Consider the following 14,351-nt stretch of genomic DNA (forward strand, 5'->3'; position numbering starts at 1 on the left):
TACTTAAAATTTATAACTTACCTTATCTAATGCAACAATTATAAAGACTTAATTTTTTAATTGTCAAATAGACTCATCACAAATTAATTATCTTATCCTTCACTATAAACTCTATTTCAATTTTTCATCTTAACAAGAGAGATGTTATATTTATAGTTATATTCATATTATGTTTAGAACCTTCACTTTTTGAATGTTCAACATTCACTTTTTGAATATTCGACCTTCAGAAAAAGTATAAAATCACCTAAAAACAACAAAATAAATTTTATATTTTATCTAGGGGTAATGTTGTTATGGTGATTAAACAAAAAAATAATGGGAAGTGGGAATATTGTGTATATCTTGGGTTGGATGAACGTGGTAAGAAAAAATACAAGAGAAAATCTGGATTTACAACGAAAAAGGCTTGCATAAAAGAGGCAAATAAGATACAAAATGGTGAGAATATTAAATCATCGTATAAAACGTTCGAGGATATTTGTAAATTGTATCTAAAAGATTGTGAATTAAGATTTCTAAGAAAAACAACTATAAGAACATATAAGCATCATATTAATTTTTTCAAAAAACATTTTAAGGAGTATTATACGGATATTAGAAAAATTAAAACACAGGATATAATAGATTTTATGATGCAGTGTAGTTTAATAACACATAGAGGTTTTACAAGGTATATAGCTATAAAATTAAAAGCATTTTTTAATTTTGCCATAAAAAACAAATATATAGATAGTGATATTTTTATTGATGTAACCTTACCTCCGAAATATAGAGGTATTAAAAAAATTTGGAGTAAATCAGATTTAGAAAAGTATTTACCTTTATTGGAGAGATTCAAATATGCAGATGTGATTATATTATTACTCGAAACTGGTCTTAGGCGTGGTGAATTATGTGCATTAACTTGGGATTGTGTAGATTTAGATAGAGGATTAATTTCAATCGATAAATCTTATGTTGTTGTCAGTGGTATGCGTATTATTAATCCGCCAAAAACAAAATCTAGTATTAGAACTATAGTATTGTTACAACGTAGTTTAGATATTTTAAGGAGACGCAATTTGAATAAAAAATCTAAGTATGTTTTTTATGATGATAAGAATTGTGAAGAACCATTAAATCCTTCAAATTTATATAAATCATTTGAATATTTTATAAGAAAACATAAATTAAAACGTATTACTTTACATGATTTGCGCCATATACATGCCACTCTACTTCTTAATAATAATATTGATTATAAGATGTTATCTAAAAGATTGGGGCATTCTGATGTTGCTTTTACTTTGCAAACATACACTCATATATTGCCAGATCATGAAATTAATACCTTTAAAGATATTGGAAATATATTTTAAAAAACAAGCAGATAAAATATTATTAATGTGATATTAATTGTCTGCTTGTTTTTGTACAATTATACACAATGCATTTAAAATCATATTGCCAATGTATCAGAATGTAAATATAATGAATTTCTCCTATCGATATTTAACTCTTTATTTTTGTTAGTTTTTTCATTGACTTCTTCCAAAAATAGTTTTACATCAATATTTGGTAGTTGTTATAAAACAACTACCATTAAGATTTAAATTTGTTCTCCTTCTAATGAAAATGATTTAGGATTTGTAATTTTAACATCCACAATCTTTCCTATAGAATTTTTATCACCAATAAAGTTTACAAGTTTACCATTATCAGTTCTTCCAGAAAGTTTAGTTTCATCATTTTTAGAATTTCCTTCAACAAGAACCTTAACAATTTTACCTTCATAAGTTTTATTTATTTCAGCACAAATTTGATTAACTGTTTCAACAAGCCTATTAAACCTTTTATGTTTAACTTCATCAGGAATTTGATTAGGCATCATGTCAGCACCTGTGAACTTCCTATTTGAATATAGAAACATGAATGCTGAATCGTATCTAACCTCACGAACAAGATCTAATGTTTCTTCAAAATCTTCTTCAGTTTCTCCAGGAAAACCAACAATTATATCTGTTGTTATAGCAAGATCAGGAATTAGGCTTTTAATTTTTTTGATTTTATCTAGATATTCTTCTTTTTTATAATGCCTATTCATAACTCTTAATATTCTATTTGAACCACTTTGAACAGGAAGATGCAATTGACTGCAAACCTTATCACAATTTTTCATAACTTCAATTAAATCATCAGAAAAATCTTTAGGATGTGATGTCATATATCTAATTCTCTCTATACCATCAACCTCATTTACTTTCTTTAAAAGTTTAGGAAAATCAATATCTTCTTCTAATCCTTTTCCATAAGAGTTAACATTCTGACCTAAAAGAGTTATTTCCTTATATCCATCTTTAGCAAGTTCTCTGATTTCATTTATTATATCTTCAGATTTCCTAGATTTTTCACGTCCACGAACTTGAGGAACAATACAATAAGTACAGAAATTATCGCAACCATACATTATAGTAACGAAAGCTTTTAAAGAGCTTTTTCTGTCTATTGTCAGTCCTTCTATAATTTCATCAGAGCCAGCCTCAATCTCGAGTATTCTTTCATCGTTCATTAAAACACGATTTAAATACTCAGGGAATTTATGTAGGTTATGTGTTCCAAATATTATGTCTACAAAAGGATATTTTTTAGATATTTCTTGTGGTATACCTTTTTGTTGCATCATACAACCGCATACAGCTATTATTAAATCTTTTTTAGATTTCTTTAATCCCTTAAGTTGTCCCAAGTTTCCATGAACTTTAAGTTCTGCATTCTCACGGACACAGCAAGTATTAAATATTATTATGTCAGCATCGTTTCGATTTTCGCACGATGAGTATCCCATAGAGATGAGCATCCCAGATAATTTTTCAGAGTCTTCTTCATTCATCTGACATCCCCATGTTTCAATGAAATACAGTTTGTCTTTTTTGTTAGTTTGTAAAAAATTCAATATTAAATTTACTCTCCTTTCTTTTCATAGGAATTTGTACTAATTATAACATAAAAGGCTGAATAATTTCTAATAAAGTATGATATAATGTATCATTGTTTAGTATTAATGGAGGATGAATTATGGATCAGACAAACATAAAAACAGAAAATATAATTAAAAATGAATCATTTATAAATTTGTTTTTATTAACTAATAAAAGATTTTTACCTGCATCAAAGATGGATTTAATCAGAGAAAAACTAATGAGGATGGATAAGAATGGACTTAATAGTTTGCTATCTTTAGATTTTAAAGATCCAATAACGACTTTTATGTTTTCAATTGCTTTTGGAATATTTGGTATAGATAGATTTACTATTGGGAGTATAGGAATAGGAATTTTAAAGCTATTAACATTTTGGTTTTTTGGACTAGCATTTTTTATAGATTTATTTTTTATCCAGAATGCGACAAAAGAATATAACTATAAGAAGTTATTAGAGATTACTAGGTAAATAAAAAGGAGCAAATTTATTGCTCCTTTTTATTTTTTAAGAATTCATGAATGTAAATCCCCATCCATCTTTATTAGTTGTACTTGAACTTGATCCAGAATTATTTCCACTTCCACTTGTATTATTAGATGAACTGTTTGTTTTATAGTTGAGATCTATAATTTCTTCTATAAGTCCTGCTCCTGGAAAGTCTGAAACAACAATTCCAGTAAATCTTACGTCTTTTTCTACAATATAGTTAAGTGTTAAAACATTTGTTCCTTCAAAGGCAATTGAAGAAAAGATACCAAATCTACTAACTCTTGGGAAATCTGGATAATATGATTTAAATCCTGGTTCAGTAAGTCCAGTTAACAGCCTGCTATCTCCAGTTCCAGAACTAGAATGACCACTTGCAACAAAATAAGGTAAAACTCCACCATGACCATTCAAATAATTTATATATCTAGTACTTTTACTATGAGAGTTATTTGTATCTGTTAAATGTTTTTTAACCTTTTCCCATTTTGAATATAAATCCCAATTAGTCGAAAGATAATTGCTATCCTGTATTCTTGCATTTTGGCTATAAGGTATAGTTTTCCACCTTTTACCAGAATAGTCAGATAAAATAATTATTTGTCCTCTTGCTTCTCCTAGAGTAGGATTACTTGTACTGGAACCATCAAATATATATTGACTATAACCTGATTTTTCAAGAGTCCTCTGAACTTCTGATGCAAAATTTCCTGTCTTATCCCCATATTCAGAAATTTTAACTAGTACCACTTCTTCTTGATGTCTGTTGAGAAATTCGGAAATAGTTTTAATTACATCATTTAGACTATATCCTAAATATACCATATCTTTATGTATACCAAGATTTAATTCTCCATTATTTTTAACTGATAAATCAATAAATCGTATTCCAGACTTTAATTGAGTTTCAAGATCCATACTTTGAGTTAAAGTAAAGTCAGTATGATTTCCATATGCCATTGAATCATGAGTTCCTGGTATAGATAACTCATTCATTGTTAGATTATCTGATAACCCAGACATCCAGTTTGATTTGTTTAAATTTACACTCGAATCGTGAGAATATCCACTGTGAGTGTGGGAGCTTGCCTTAATAGGTACCATAAAAAAGCACAAACATAAAAATAAAGATAGAATTCTTATAACTTTTTTCAATTGTTTCACCTCTTGAAAATTTACAAATTTTATTAAAAAATTTGAATTTATTAAACTTTCGTTTACCTTTCATTAATACTTTACCATTTATAAGAAATTTTTTAAATAGTTTTAAAGATATTTTAAAAATTATGAATAAATAGTTAAAAAATAATTTACCAATTATTAATATTATGTTATTATGTGCTCATAATTTTTATATATGGAGTTTTAAAATGAATAAAAATAAATTTGTAATTGACTCTATTGTAACGCTATCATCGTCTATCATTTTTTTAAGTAGTACATACCAAATGGTTTATGCAATAAAACCAAATCCAATAAAATTGCCTACTAATTTTCCAGATGTTACAGCTAAATCTAGTAGTTCTAGAAAACCATCACCATTTCAAAGAACATCACTAGGTAGGACACCTATAAAAGATCCAAGCACTTCAAATAAATTTGGATTGCAAAGAGATGGATTTGCTAGAAGTCCTGTAAGATACCCAGATAGCAGCAGGGATCCACGAAAAGTACCGAGAATTACTAGGGATAGATATAACAATTTTGGATTTAAAAAATGAAATAAATAAATATATAGTGTCTCTTTATTCCTATATAGGAAAAGAGGCACTTTTTTTGTCTATTTTATGGTCTGTGAGAAAAAGATTGATATATAACTGTTCTATGTGTTATACTGTTATCATTAATAATATAACAGTATAGTCAGTTGGGAGGGTGATTGTGAAACTCATTATTTCAAATATATCGGGAGTACCAATATATGAGCAAATTAAACAACAAATTAAATCAGCTATAATGTCTGGTGATTTGAAAAAAGATGAAACACTTCCTTCACTACGCACGCTTTCTAAAGAATTAAAAATTAGTGTTTTGACTGTAACTAGAGCGTATACGGAATTGGAACAAGAAGGTTTCGTAAAGAATATCCAAGGACGAGGTTGTTTTGTCTTAGGGCAAGGTTCTGAACTTTTAAGGGAACAACTTATTTGTAAAATAGAAAACAATTTATTGGAAGCAATAAATACGGCACGTGTTGCGAACATTTCTAAAGAAGAATTACATAACCTTTTAAATATTTTAATGGAGGAAAAATAAATGGATAATTATCTAGAGGTAATAAATCTATCAAAGTCTTTTAAAAGTTTCCAATTACACGATATTACCTTTACACTTCCCAAAGGATATATTATGGGATTGATTGGACCGAATGGATCTGGGAAAACAACTACAATAAAACTTATATTAAATATGATAAAACGTACGGATGGTGAAGTGAAAATTTTAGGGTTTGATAATATCATCGATGAAAAGGAAGCAAAGAAAAATTTAGGAGTTGTTTTTGACTCTAATTATTTTAATGATGAATGGAAAGTTTCACAAATTGAAAAATCTATATCATCATTTTATAAAAATTGGGATACGCAAAAATTTTCAAAAATACTAAAGCAGTTTCATATTTTGCCTTCTAAGAAAGTAAAAGAATTATCGAAAGGTATGCAAATGAAACTTATGCTTGCATGTGCTTTTTCATATGACGCAAAATTATTGATATTAGATGAGCCCACTAGTGGTCTTGATCCTGTTTCAAGAGATGAACTTCTTGATATTTTATTGGAATATATCGAAGATGGTGAACACAGTGTTTTATTCTCTACACATATTACTGAGGATTTAGAACGTGTTGCTGATTATATTACTTATATCAATTATGGAGAATTATTTTTTAGTGGAAATAAAGATGAATTCGTAGATATGTTTCAGATAGTCAAAGGAGGATGTGAAGAATTATCTGAATATTTAAGTAAAAAAATGATTAATATCAGAAATTTTGCTACTGGATTTGAAGCTCTTATTAAAACTGAGGATTCAAATTACTTTGCACATTTAAATATTGAACCAGCAACTATTAATGATATTATTATATTTACTAGTAATAGAGGTGAAAGGTATGAGTAATATTTGGAAATTAACAAAATTGGACTTTTATATAATAAAACCATATATGAAATCAATATATTTAAGAATGTTAATACCTATTATTTTTGCTGCTATTAATCGTTCTTTGATAGCAGGAATTTCATTTGCAATGTTTTTTGTACCTACAACAATAACTCTATATACTTTTTCCATTATAGAAAAGAATTCTATGGAACGACTTTATAGTATTTTGCCAATCCAAAAGAGTGAAGAAGTTATTGGAAGATATACTTCTTCCATTATAATAGGTTTAATTTCATTAATATTTTCTTTAATTTCTCAATCTATTATATTAATGATTTTAGGGGAATTTGTTAGTGTGTTTGAATTTATATTGTCTACTTTTATAGGAATAATACTCTTTATTTTTTATCTCTCTTTTCAATTACCTGGATATTATAAATTCGGGTTTATTAAAGGCAAAATATTTATGTATATTCCTCTTGTTGGATTCCTCATAACGTTTTTTTTAATTATAAAAGTTTCTACCAATATAATTAATTTATTTTCAGTTATTGATAATTCACCTACCTTATTTATGTCGTCGTTCATAATTTTTACAATTATAACACTTATTATTTCTGTATTAATATCTATTAAAATATTGAAAAATAAAGAGATATGATAAAAAATATGGATTTTAGTATATTAACTCTTCTATAATAAATTTGAATTCTTTGTTAATAATATATTATAATTAATTCATAAGTTTTATATGTAGGAGTTAATAATAATGAATAGAAATAAACGTTCAATTATCTACAAATCAGTTGCAGCATTGTCATTATCTATTATATTTTTAGGACTTGGGAAACAAACATCTCAGGCATTAAAATTAAGTTCAATTAAAGTGACTAATTGGTTACCGACTTTTAAATTTAACACAAGTAGTTATGGGGGTAGTAGTTTAGGTAAATCAAAAAGCCAAATACCTACTAATGATAATGTAGGTGTAAATTTGAAAGGTATTAGTGGTTCTAATGGTGATTTTCTTAGTAAGACTGCTCCTAGTGGTTTAGTATTTAGACTTAAATGTTTATAGACTAAATTTAGTTTTAACTTCAAAACAGCAAATATCTGAATGAATACAGTATAATTATTCTTATACAGAATGTTATACTGTTTTTTTATTATTTATTTAGGTTAACTATTAAAAAATTGATAAAATCATTATTTAATTCTAAAATATTGATATAATACATAATGAAATATTTTAATAATTTTTAAATTGTTTACTAAATAAGTTAGGATGTGATTATTTGTTAATTTCAAACAGAATAAAAAATACAAAAATATCAGCTATTAGAAAATTAACACCATTTGCAAAAGAAGCTAAACAAAAAGGATTAAAGGTTTATCATATGAACATAGGACAGCCTGATGTTGCTACTCCTAAAGAATATTTCGAAGGACTTAAAAGTTATGATAAAAAAGTTTTAGGTTATGAGTCATCTGAAGGAATTGATGAGTTAAGATCGGCATTCTCAGATTTTCTTAAGAAAAATAACATATACTATTCTCCCGAAGAAATTTATATAACAAATGGTGGTAGTGAGGCTTTATTATTTTCATTTCTTATTATGTGTGATGAGGGAGATGAAATACTTGTTCCTGAACCATATTACAGTAACTATAACACAATCGCAAGTTCTTGTGGAGTAAAATTAGTACCATTTAAAACTTCAATAGATGATGGTTTTCACATTAAAAATAAGGAATCTATAGAACTAGGAGTTACAGCAAAAACAAGGGCAATTTTATATTCAAATCCATCAAACCCTACTGGAGTTGTTTATTCAATAAATGAACTCCAAATGATTGCAGATGTAGCTTATGAAAAAGAACTATATATTATATCTGATGAGGTTTATCGTGAGCTTGTGTATGATGGAATAAAATATGAATCCATATTTTCTATTGAAAAGATAAGAGAAAATCTAGTGTTAGTAGATAGCTTATCCAAGAGATATAGTGTTTGCGGTTCAAGGGTTGGAATGATAGCAACTAAAAATAAAAATTTAAGAGAAGAAATTGTTAAACTTTGTCAATCACGCCTTAGTACATCATCCGTTGAACAATATACAGCCTTATCTTTATTGAAAATTCCTATGTCTTATATAGAAAGTGTTAGGGATTTATATCAAGAAAGAAGGAATGAGGTTTGCAGAATTCTAGAAAAGATAGAAGGAGTTAAAATATATAAACCTGAAGGAGCATTTTATTTAATAGCCTCATTACCTGTTGATGATGCTGAGGATTTTTGTAAATGGCTTTTAACCGATTTTAGTATAAATAATGAAACGGTTATGTTCGCACCTGCTGAAGGATTTTATATTGATAGAGAACTTGGAAAATCTCAAATAAGGTTATCCTATTGTATATCAGTTGAAGATTTAGAGAAAGCACTTCATATTCTAGAAGAAGGACTAAAAGTTTATAATAGTAAAAATTAAAGGAGAGTTAATTAACTCCCCTTTTTTTATTTTGAAGTTTTGAATTCCTTATTATTTATTATTCTATTTAATATCAATCCAACAATAGCTGCTAAACTTAATCCTGTTATAGATACATTTGAAGTTATTGGAATACCGATTGATATTCCCTTATTTCCTAAATAGCTTGTTCCTATTCCTATTATTAAAATAGATGCTATTATTATTAAATTTCGTTTATTTTTAAAACATTTGCTATCTTTTATTGTTTTTGCTCCTATAAAAGCTATCATTGAAAATAACATTATACTTATCCCACCCATAACTGCTGATGGTATACTTTGAAGAAATGCACCAAATACTCCTATGAATGAAAGAAGTATTGCGTATATAGCAGTAAATCTTAATAAAGATGGGTTATAGTTTTTGGTAATTGCTAGTACTGCAGTATTCTCTCCATATGTTGTATTTGCAGGTCCTCCTATAAGACCTGATATAATTGTAGCAAGTCCATCTCCAAGTAAAGTTTTATTTAATCCTGGATCTTCTATAAAGTTCTTTCCAACAACTGTTCCATTAGTTGTCATGTCTCCTACATGCTCCATAAATACAGCTATTACTATTGGCGCAATTATTATTATTGCTTCCAAACTAAATTTTGGTAATGTAAAATTTGGAATTTGGAATAAGTTAGCGTTTAATATAGAAGTTATATCAACTTCACCAAAAATTAAACTTATTATATATCCAGATGTAACAGCAAGTAAAATTCCTAGTTGTTTTATAAATCCTTTACCATACACATTTATTAATATTGCTATACTTAGTGTTATTATAGATATCATTAAGTTTTCTATTGCCATATCAATAGCACTAGGCAATAAATTAAGACCTATAACGGCAATCATAGCACCTGTTACTTGAGGAGGAAAATATTTTTTGATTTTATCGATACCGATAAATTTAATTAGGAAGGAAAGTATAACATATATAAGACCAGCAATAATGATACCACCTTGTGCAAAAGCCCTATCACCATTTGAAATTTGATTTGCTGATATAACGACTGGTATGAATGCAAAACTTGAACCTAAAAATACTGGAACCTTACCTTTTGTACAAAGGTGGAAAATTAAAGTCCCAAGACCTGCACAAAATATTGCAACAGATGGATCGAACCCTGTAAGTATTGGAACGAGTACCGTTGCACCAAACATAGCTAGAAGATGTTGAATTGACAAAATAAAATTTTTCATAAGAAACCTCCTTATAATCAGGAGAACACGTCTCCTTTTTTAGCATCTCTGTACTAATTTAAAAGGGTATATTAATTTGATTTTTTAGTTATTGTGATAGAATCTTCTACATCGTCAATTTCTTTTAAATTCACATGTATAATTTCATCTTTTGATGTTGGAATATTTTTACCTACATAATCAGGACGTATTGGAAGTTCTCTATGACCTCTATCAACTAACACAGCTAATTGAATTGACTTTGGTCTTGCAATATCTATTAAAGCGTCTAATGCACTTCTAATTGTCCTTCCTGTATATAAAACATCATCAATAAGAATAATAACCTTGTTTTTTATATCGAAATTTATCTTTGAACCATTTATAGTTGGCTCTTCTGAGATGGTTTGGAGATCATCTCTGTAAAGACTTATATCAAGCTCTCCAATATCCAAAGTTTTATTTTCGAAACGTTTTATTTCTTCACCGATTCTTCTTGCAAGATAAATTCCTCTCGTTTTAATACCGATAAGTACAATGTTATCAGAGCCTTTATTTTTTTCGATTATTTCATGACTTATTCTTGTTATAGATCTACTGATAGATTTTTCATCTAATAACTTCCTCACAATTATCCTCCTCATAAAACAAAATAAAACAAAAATAATCCCCTATCACAAGGATAGAGGACTATATAAACAAAATGGAGCAAATATCTATTTGATATGACAAAATAATTTTCAACGTAATCCTGATCCTTATGATATCACTGTATCATTTAAAAAACCCTTTACACCATTATAAATATTAATTTATATTTTTTCAATAATATTTTTACGTTTTATTTGTATAAATTCTTTAAATTTTTGAACATTTGTATTAATTATTAGTTCATGAGGAAAATTAACCTCATTTATTAATTTAATAGCAAGTTCATTTTCTCCAACTTGTGTATAAAAATGGGAATCACTCCCAATTGTAATAAATGCTCCAATTTTTTTGCATGTTTCTAAAAGTTTTTTAAGATTCTCATGAGTATTAGTCCTACTACTATTTGGTTTTAGAGAAGAATTATTTACTTCTATTAGAGTATTTGTATTTTTAGCTTTTTCAACAATTGCCTCAAAATTAATTGGAACACTTCCATTTTCAGGATGTCCAATTATATTTACATATGGGTTATCCATAACTTTAAGAAAAGTATTTGTATTTTCTTCAAGTGTTCCAGATTTTAAACAAATAGTATGAAAGCTTGCAATGCAAACATCTAACCGACGTAATACATTAACTGGAAGATCAACTCCCCCTTCATAATCTATGAGATTTAATTCTGCCCCCATAAAAACCTCAACACCATGAAGAAACCTATCTATTACCTTAAAATTTCTGAAATATATTTCGTGAGCAGCACCTGGCATATTAGGTGTATGATCTGTAATACATAAAAGCTTTAACCCCTTTTTACTTGCAGCTAATATCATTTCATTTATTGTAGAATAAGCATGACCACTGGCAATTGTATGTGAATGAGTATCTATTAAAAACTTCATATTTTAAAACTCCAATCTTTAACTTTGACTTTTTAATCTATTCATTGGTAAGATTTTGTATAAATAAATTAAATAATGAATTACTGAATAAGAAACTAATATTATTGCTATGAATATTTCAATATTAACAAGTGCTGTCATCCATATAGGAATTGTTGCAACTGTACTTATATTAGCCACAACTTGTTTTAACGCTGTCGCAGTAATCACAAAAGGAAATGTAAATGCAGCAAAACTAGGATAAAATTGTGATCTTAATAATTTTGGTAATTGAGTCAAAACAATTAAATACAAAAGTTGAGCTATACATCCAGCAATAAATAAAAATTTAAGTGACTTCTGTTCAAAGACAGCACTATACCCAGCAATCGCTAAACTCATAGGTGCTGTATAAATACAAAACAAAGGTTTTAATGACACATGAACTTCATGTTTAATGTATCTAAGTGTAATTAGGATAAACAAAACGACATAAGCAGCTAATCCGAAAACAAAAATTACTTTTCCTACAGGTTGCATTTTAAAGGGAACAGATGTGATCGCTGCAACTATAATTCCAACATAAGTAACAAAATAAGTTGGGAAAATATCTTTAAGTGAGAAATTATATACTCTACGTATTGTGAAATATATGATAAGAATAATGTGACCGATAACACTAAAAACCCAAATTATAAATGCAAATGTAATGAATCGATCTGCTATATAATTTGTTAATACCATAACAGCCATAAAGAATGAGGCGAATACACTCGACGTTACAGGCATTCTAAACTCTTCTATAAAAGTTGGAGCACAAAAAATAATTTTAGATATCATTAATAGTAAAAAAATAAGTGCAAGAATACCACAGAATGCATACAGAAATTTGGAGGACGGTTTTAATAAATTTCCTAGAGATGCTAATCCTAAACTAACCGCAACTATAGGCACTGGTATTTTTGATAAAAAATCTTTCATGTTATTCATTCCTTCTAAAATTTAATTGTTATACTAATAAGTTTAATAAAAATTATTTAAAAATTACAAGTACAATTTTTATATATAAAAAGCAACTAGAGCTCATTCTAGTTGCTTAATTCGTATTCTGCATACTTTTTTAATTTATTTATCAATTTTTCACGCTCAAATTGCTTATTTCTTAAATAAAACCTTATTCCAAATTTTATAAATTTATAAGGATACTTCATATATAAATTGAACAAATGTTTTTCTGTATCATTAAACTTATAATATAAATTATAATAATCAAACATTTCATTCAATAATCGCATATTAAATTTATTTTTATAAAATACTCTTCGAGCGAACTTAGACAAATCATAAATGGAATTATTGATGCACACTCCACCAAAATCTATCAAATAAATATTGTTCTTTTTCAATATGAGGTTTTGATAGTAAAGGCTATCATGACATATTGACTTGTTGTTAATTAAAAAGTCTTTTATATCATTGTTGTATAATTCTGAAACAATGTTATGTAATATTCTCAGTGCTGTATCTATATTTTCATAATAAAATCTATCTATACAACACCATACATCCTTATTTAAAATGATATTTTTTATATTATAAAGATTAATGATGCTTTCTTCAAATTTTAAATCCCAACTTGAATTATCTTTTATATCCATACATGAATAATCTAAATCACTAAGATATTTATGAAATAAATAAATAGATTTTATAGACCTCTTAATGTTTTTAATTTCTCTAAGATCAACCTCTTTCCCATTTATCCATGAGAAACAAGAATAGTACTTATCATTAAGCTTAAAATAAAATCTATCATTATTATTATAAAAAATTTTTTGACAAAATTTAAAATTCTTATTGCATAAATGAGAAATTATAATTTTAGTATTTAAAACTTTTGTTTTGGATTTAAATCCTTTTAATAGAATATTGCGATCTTTCGTTGATATTTTATAAACACTTCTGAATTTTTGAATTTTATAATTTGTTATATTATAACTCTTTAGAATTTCATCTAAGCTTTCACTAAATTCTATCATATTAAATTCCTCTAAATAATTATAATACAACATATTAATATATAGATGTTATTATAACCAAATATTATAAATTAATGTTTAAATGGTTAACTCCTATAATTATATCGGATATCTTCATATATTTGAAATTAAAATTTTCATTCACACGTTTAAATTCATCTAGTTCATAGAAATAATCTTTAAATTCATTCTTGCCAAAAATATATCGACACCTACCGAAATCATATGAAATTTCATCTATGTAATTATCAAAAACATTTTTCTTTAATTGATCTTGTGAAAAATTTATATACATAAGATTATCATAGTTTATATCTATATCAAAAGATTTATTAACTTTTATTTCTTCTGAATCATTGATAATACTATAATTAATTATTATATTACTCTCATTTAAATAACTATTATTTATTAAACAATAAACCATAAAACTATACCTAACTTTCTAAAAAAAGAAGTAATAGGTACTATTATATTCATATTTTTTTTATTTATTATTGAAAATTTTAACAAGCTAATTAAGCAATT

16 protein-coding genes are annotated in these 14,351 nt (G+C 26.8%); 8 read left to right on the top strand and 8 right to left on the bottom strand.

Going from position 1 to position 14,351, the window contains the following annotated elements; all coding sequences use genetic code 11:
* The first annotated feature begins 296 nt into the window (after positions 1-296).
* Positions 297-1,361: a site-specific integrase gene (locus SFBMNL_RS04100; RefSeq protein ID WP_042294632.1), complete on the top strand. Its 1,065-nt coding sequence runs from the start codon at positions 297-299 to the stop codon at positions 1,359-1,361.
* Between the two features lie 230 nt (positions 1,362-1,591).
* Here the strand turns inward: SFBMNL_RS04100 and miaB are convergent, their stop codons facing one another.
* Entirely contained in the window at positions 1,592-2,872 is a 1,281-nt protein-coding gene (gene miaB / locus SFBMNL_RS04105) for a tRNA (N6-isopentenyl adenosine(37)-C2)-methylthiotransferase MiaB (protein WP_014518722.1), read from the bottom strand.
* Between the two features lie 185 nt (positions 2,873-3,057).
* Here miaB and SFBMNL_RS04110 point away from each other — a divergent pair, with 185 nt between their 5' ends.
* Entirely contained in the window at positions 3,058-3,432 is a 375-nt protein-coding gene (locus SFBMNL_RS04110) for a TM2 domain-containing protein (RefSeq protein ID WP_005806262.1), read from the top strand.
* Between the two features lie 36 nt (positions 3,433-3,468).
* On the opposite strand, the gene SFBMNL_RS04115 is transcribed toward SFBMNL_RS04110, so the two are convergent.
* Complete coding sequence (locus SFBMNL_RS04115; protein WP_242821352.1) at positions 3,469-4,614, bottom strand: phosphatidylinositol-specific phospholipase C domain-containing protein; 1,146 nt, start codon at positions 4,612-4,614, stop codon at positions 3,469-3,471.
* 206 nt (positions 4,615-4,820) lie between these two features.
* Between SFBMNL_RS04115 and SFBMNL_RS04120 the strand changes: the two genes are divergently transcribed.
* The 6 genes from SFBMNL_RS04120 to SFBMNL_RS04145 all read left to right on the top strand — a co-directional run bounded on the left by SFBMNL_RS04120 (position 4,821) and on the right by SFBMNL_RS04145 (position 9,041).
* Positions 4,821-5,171: a hypothetical protein gene (locus SFBMNL_RS04120; RefSeq protein ID WP_042294633.1), complete on the top strand. Its 351-nt coding sequence runs from the start codon at positions 4,821-4,823 to the stop codon at positions 5,169-5,171.
* Between the two features lie 160 nt (positions 5,172-5,331).
* Positions 5,332-5,706 (top strand): GntR family transcriptional regulator, encoded by a 375-nt coding sequence (locus SFBMNL_RS04125; protein ID WP_014017927.1) that lies wholly within the window; start codon positions 5,332-5,334, stop codon positions 5,704-5,706.
* Entirely contained in the window at positions 5,707-6,567 is an 861-nt protein-coding gene (locus SFBMNL_RS04130) for an ABC transporter ATP-binding protein (protein WP_005806256.1), read from the top strand.
* Complete coding sequence (locus SFBMNL_RS04135) at positions 6,560-7,213, top strand: ABC-2 transporter permease (RefSeq protein ID WP_042294634.1); 654 nt, start codon at positions 6,560-6,562, stop codon at positions 7,211-7,213. Before SFBMNL_RS04130 ends, SFBMNL_RS04135 begins: the two co-directional genes overlap by 8 nt.
* A gap of 108 nt (positions 7,214-7,321) precedes the next feature.
* Positions 7,322-7,630: a hypothetical protein gene (locus SFBMNL_RS04140; protein WP_042294635.1), complete on the top strand. Its 309-nt coding sequence runs from the start codon at positions 7,322-7,324 to the stop codon at positions 7,628-7,630.
* A gap of 217 nt (positions 7,631-7,847) precedes the next feature.
* Complete coding sequence (locus SFBMNL_RS04145) at positions 7,848-9,041, top strand: pyridoxal phosphate-dependent aminotransferase (protein WP_042294636.1); 1,194 nt, start codon at positions 7,848-7,850, stop codon at positions 9,039-9,041.
* A 26-nt stretch (positions 9,042-9,067) separates the two neighbouring features.
* Here SFBMNL_RS04145 and SFBMNL_RS04150 read toward each other — a convergent pair whose 3' ends face one another.
* From SFBMNL_RS04150 to SFBMNL_RS04175, 6 genes are all read right to left on the bottom strand, one after another.
* Positions 9,068-10,276, bottom strand: coding sequence for a uracil-xanthine permease family protein (locus tag SFBMNL_RS04150; RefSeq protein ID WP_042294637.1), 1,209 nt, complete (start codon positions 10,274-10,276; stop codon positions 9,068-9,070).
* Between the two features lie 71 nt (positions 10,277-10,347).
* Entirely contained in the window at positions 10,348-10,899 is a 552-nt protein-coding gene (pyrR, locus tag SFBMNL_RS04155; protein ID WP_005806249.1) for a bifunctional pyr operon transcriptional regulator/uracil phosphoribosyltransferase PyrR, read from the bottom strand.
* A gap of 168 nt (positions 10,900-11,067) precedes the next feature.
* A complete protein-coding gene (locus SFBMNL_RS04160) occupies positions 11,068-11,805 on the bottom strand; it encodes a phosphatase (RefSeq protein ID WP_005806247.1) in 738 nt (245 codons plus the stop codon).
* Positions 11,806-11,823: 18 nt separating this feature from the next.
* On the bottom strand, positions 11,824-12,774 hold the full coding sequence (locus SFBMNL_RS04165; protein WP_242838734.1) for a TDT family transporter: 951 nt from the start codon (positions 12,772-12,774) through the stop codon (positions 11,824-11,826).
* A gap of 98 nt (positions 12,775-12,872) precedes the next feature.
* Complete coding sequence (locus SFBMNL_RS04170; protein WP_007440030.1) at positions 12,873-13,823, bottom strand: hypothetical protein; 951 nt, start codon at positions 13,821-13,823, stop codon at positions 12,873-12,875.
* A 64-nt stretch (positions 13,824-13,887) separates the two neighbouring features.
* Positions 13,888-14,250, bottom strand: coding sequence for a hypothetical protein (locus SFBMNL_RS04175; RefSeq protein ID WP_005806244.1), 363 nt, complete (start codon positions 14,248-14,250; stop codon positions 13,888-13,890).
* Positions 14,251-14,351 lie beyond the last annotated feature (101 nt).

It is taken from the genome of Candidatus Arthromitus sp. SFB-mouse-NL, assembly GCF_000709435.1.
In the GTDB taxonomy this organism is placed as follows: Bacteria; Bacillota; Clostridia; order Clostridiales; family Clostridiaceae; genus Dwaynesavagella.

Coding starts and splice junctions, on each gene's coding strand:
- SFBMNL_RS04100 (WP_042294632.1), top strand. CDS start 297: ATGGTGATTAAACAAAAAAATAATGGGAAGTGGGAATATTGTGTATAT.
- miaB (WP_014518722.1), bottom strand. CDS start 2,872: ATGAATGAAGAAGACTCTGAAAAATTATCTGGGATGCTCATCTCTATG.
- SFBMNL_RS04110 (WP_005806262.1), top strand. CDS start 3,058: ATGGATCAGACAAACATAAAAACAGAAAATATAATTAAAAATGAATCA.
- SFBMNL_RS04120 (WP_042294633.1), top strand. CDS start 4,821: ATGAATAAAAATAAATTTGTAATTGACTCTATTGTAACGCTATCATCG.
- SFBMNL_RS04130 (WP_005806256.1), top strand. CDS start 5,707: ATGGATAATTATCTAGAGGTAATAAATCTATCAAAGTCTTTTAAAAGT.
- SFBMNL_RS04135 (WP_042294634.1), top strand. CDS start 6,560: ATGAGTAATATTTGGAAATTAACAAAATTGGACTTTTATATAATAAAA.
- SFBMNL_RS04140 (WP_042294635.1), top strand. CDS start 7,322: ATGAATAGAAATAAACGTTCAATTATCTACAAATCAGTTGCAGCATTG.
- SFBMNL_RS04150 (WP_042294637.1), bottom strand. CDS start 10,276: ATGAAAAATTTTATTTTGTCAATTCAACATCTTCTAGCTATGTTTGGT.
- pyrR (WP_005806249.1), bottom strand. CDS start 10,899: ATGAGGAGGATAATTGTGAGGAAGTTATTAGATGAAAAATCTATCAGT.
- SFBMNL_RS04160 (WP_005806247.1), bottom strand. CDS start 11,805: ATGAAGTTTTTAATAGATACTCATTCACATACAATTGCCAGTGGTCAT.
- SFBMNL_RS04165 (WP_242838734.1), bottom strand. CDS start 12,774: ATGAATAACATGAAAGATTTTTTATCAAAAATACCAGTGCCTATAGTT.
- SFBMNL_RS04170 (WP_007440030.1), bottom strand. CDS start 13,823: ATGATAGAATTTAGTGAAAGCTTAGATGAAATTCTAAAGAGTTATAAT.
- SFBMNL_RS04175 (WP_005806244.1), bottom strand. CDS start 14,250: ATGGTTTATTGTTTAATAAATAATAGTTATTTAAATGAGAGTAATATA.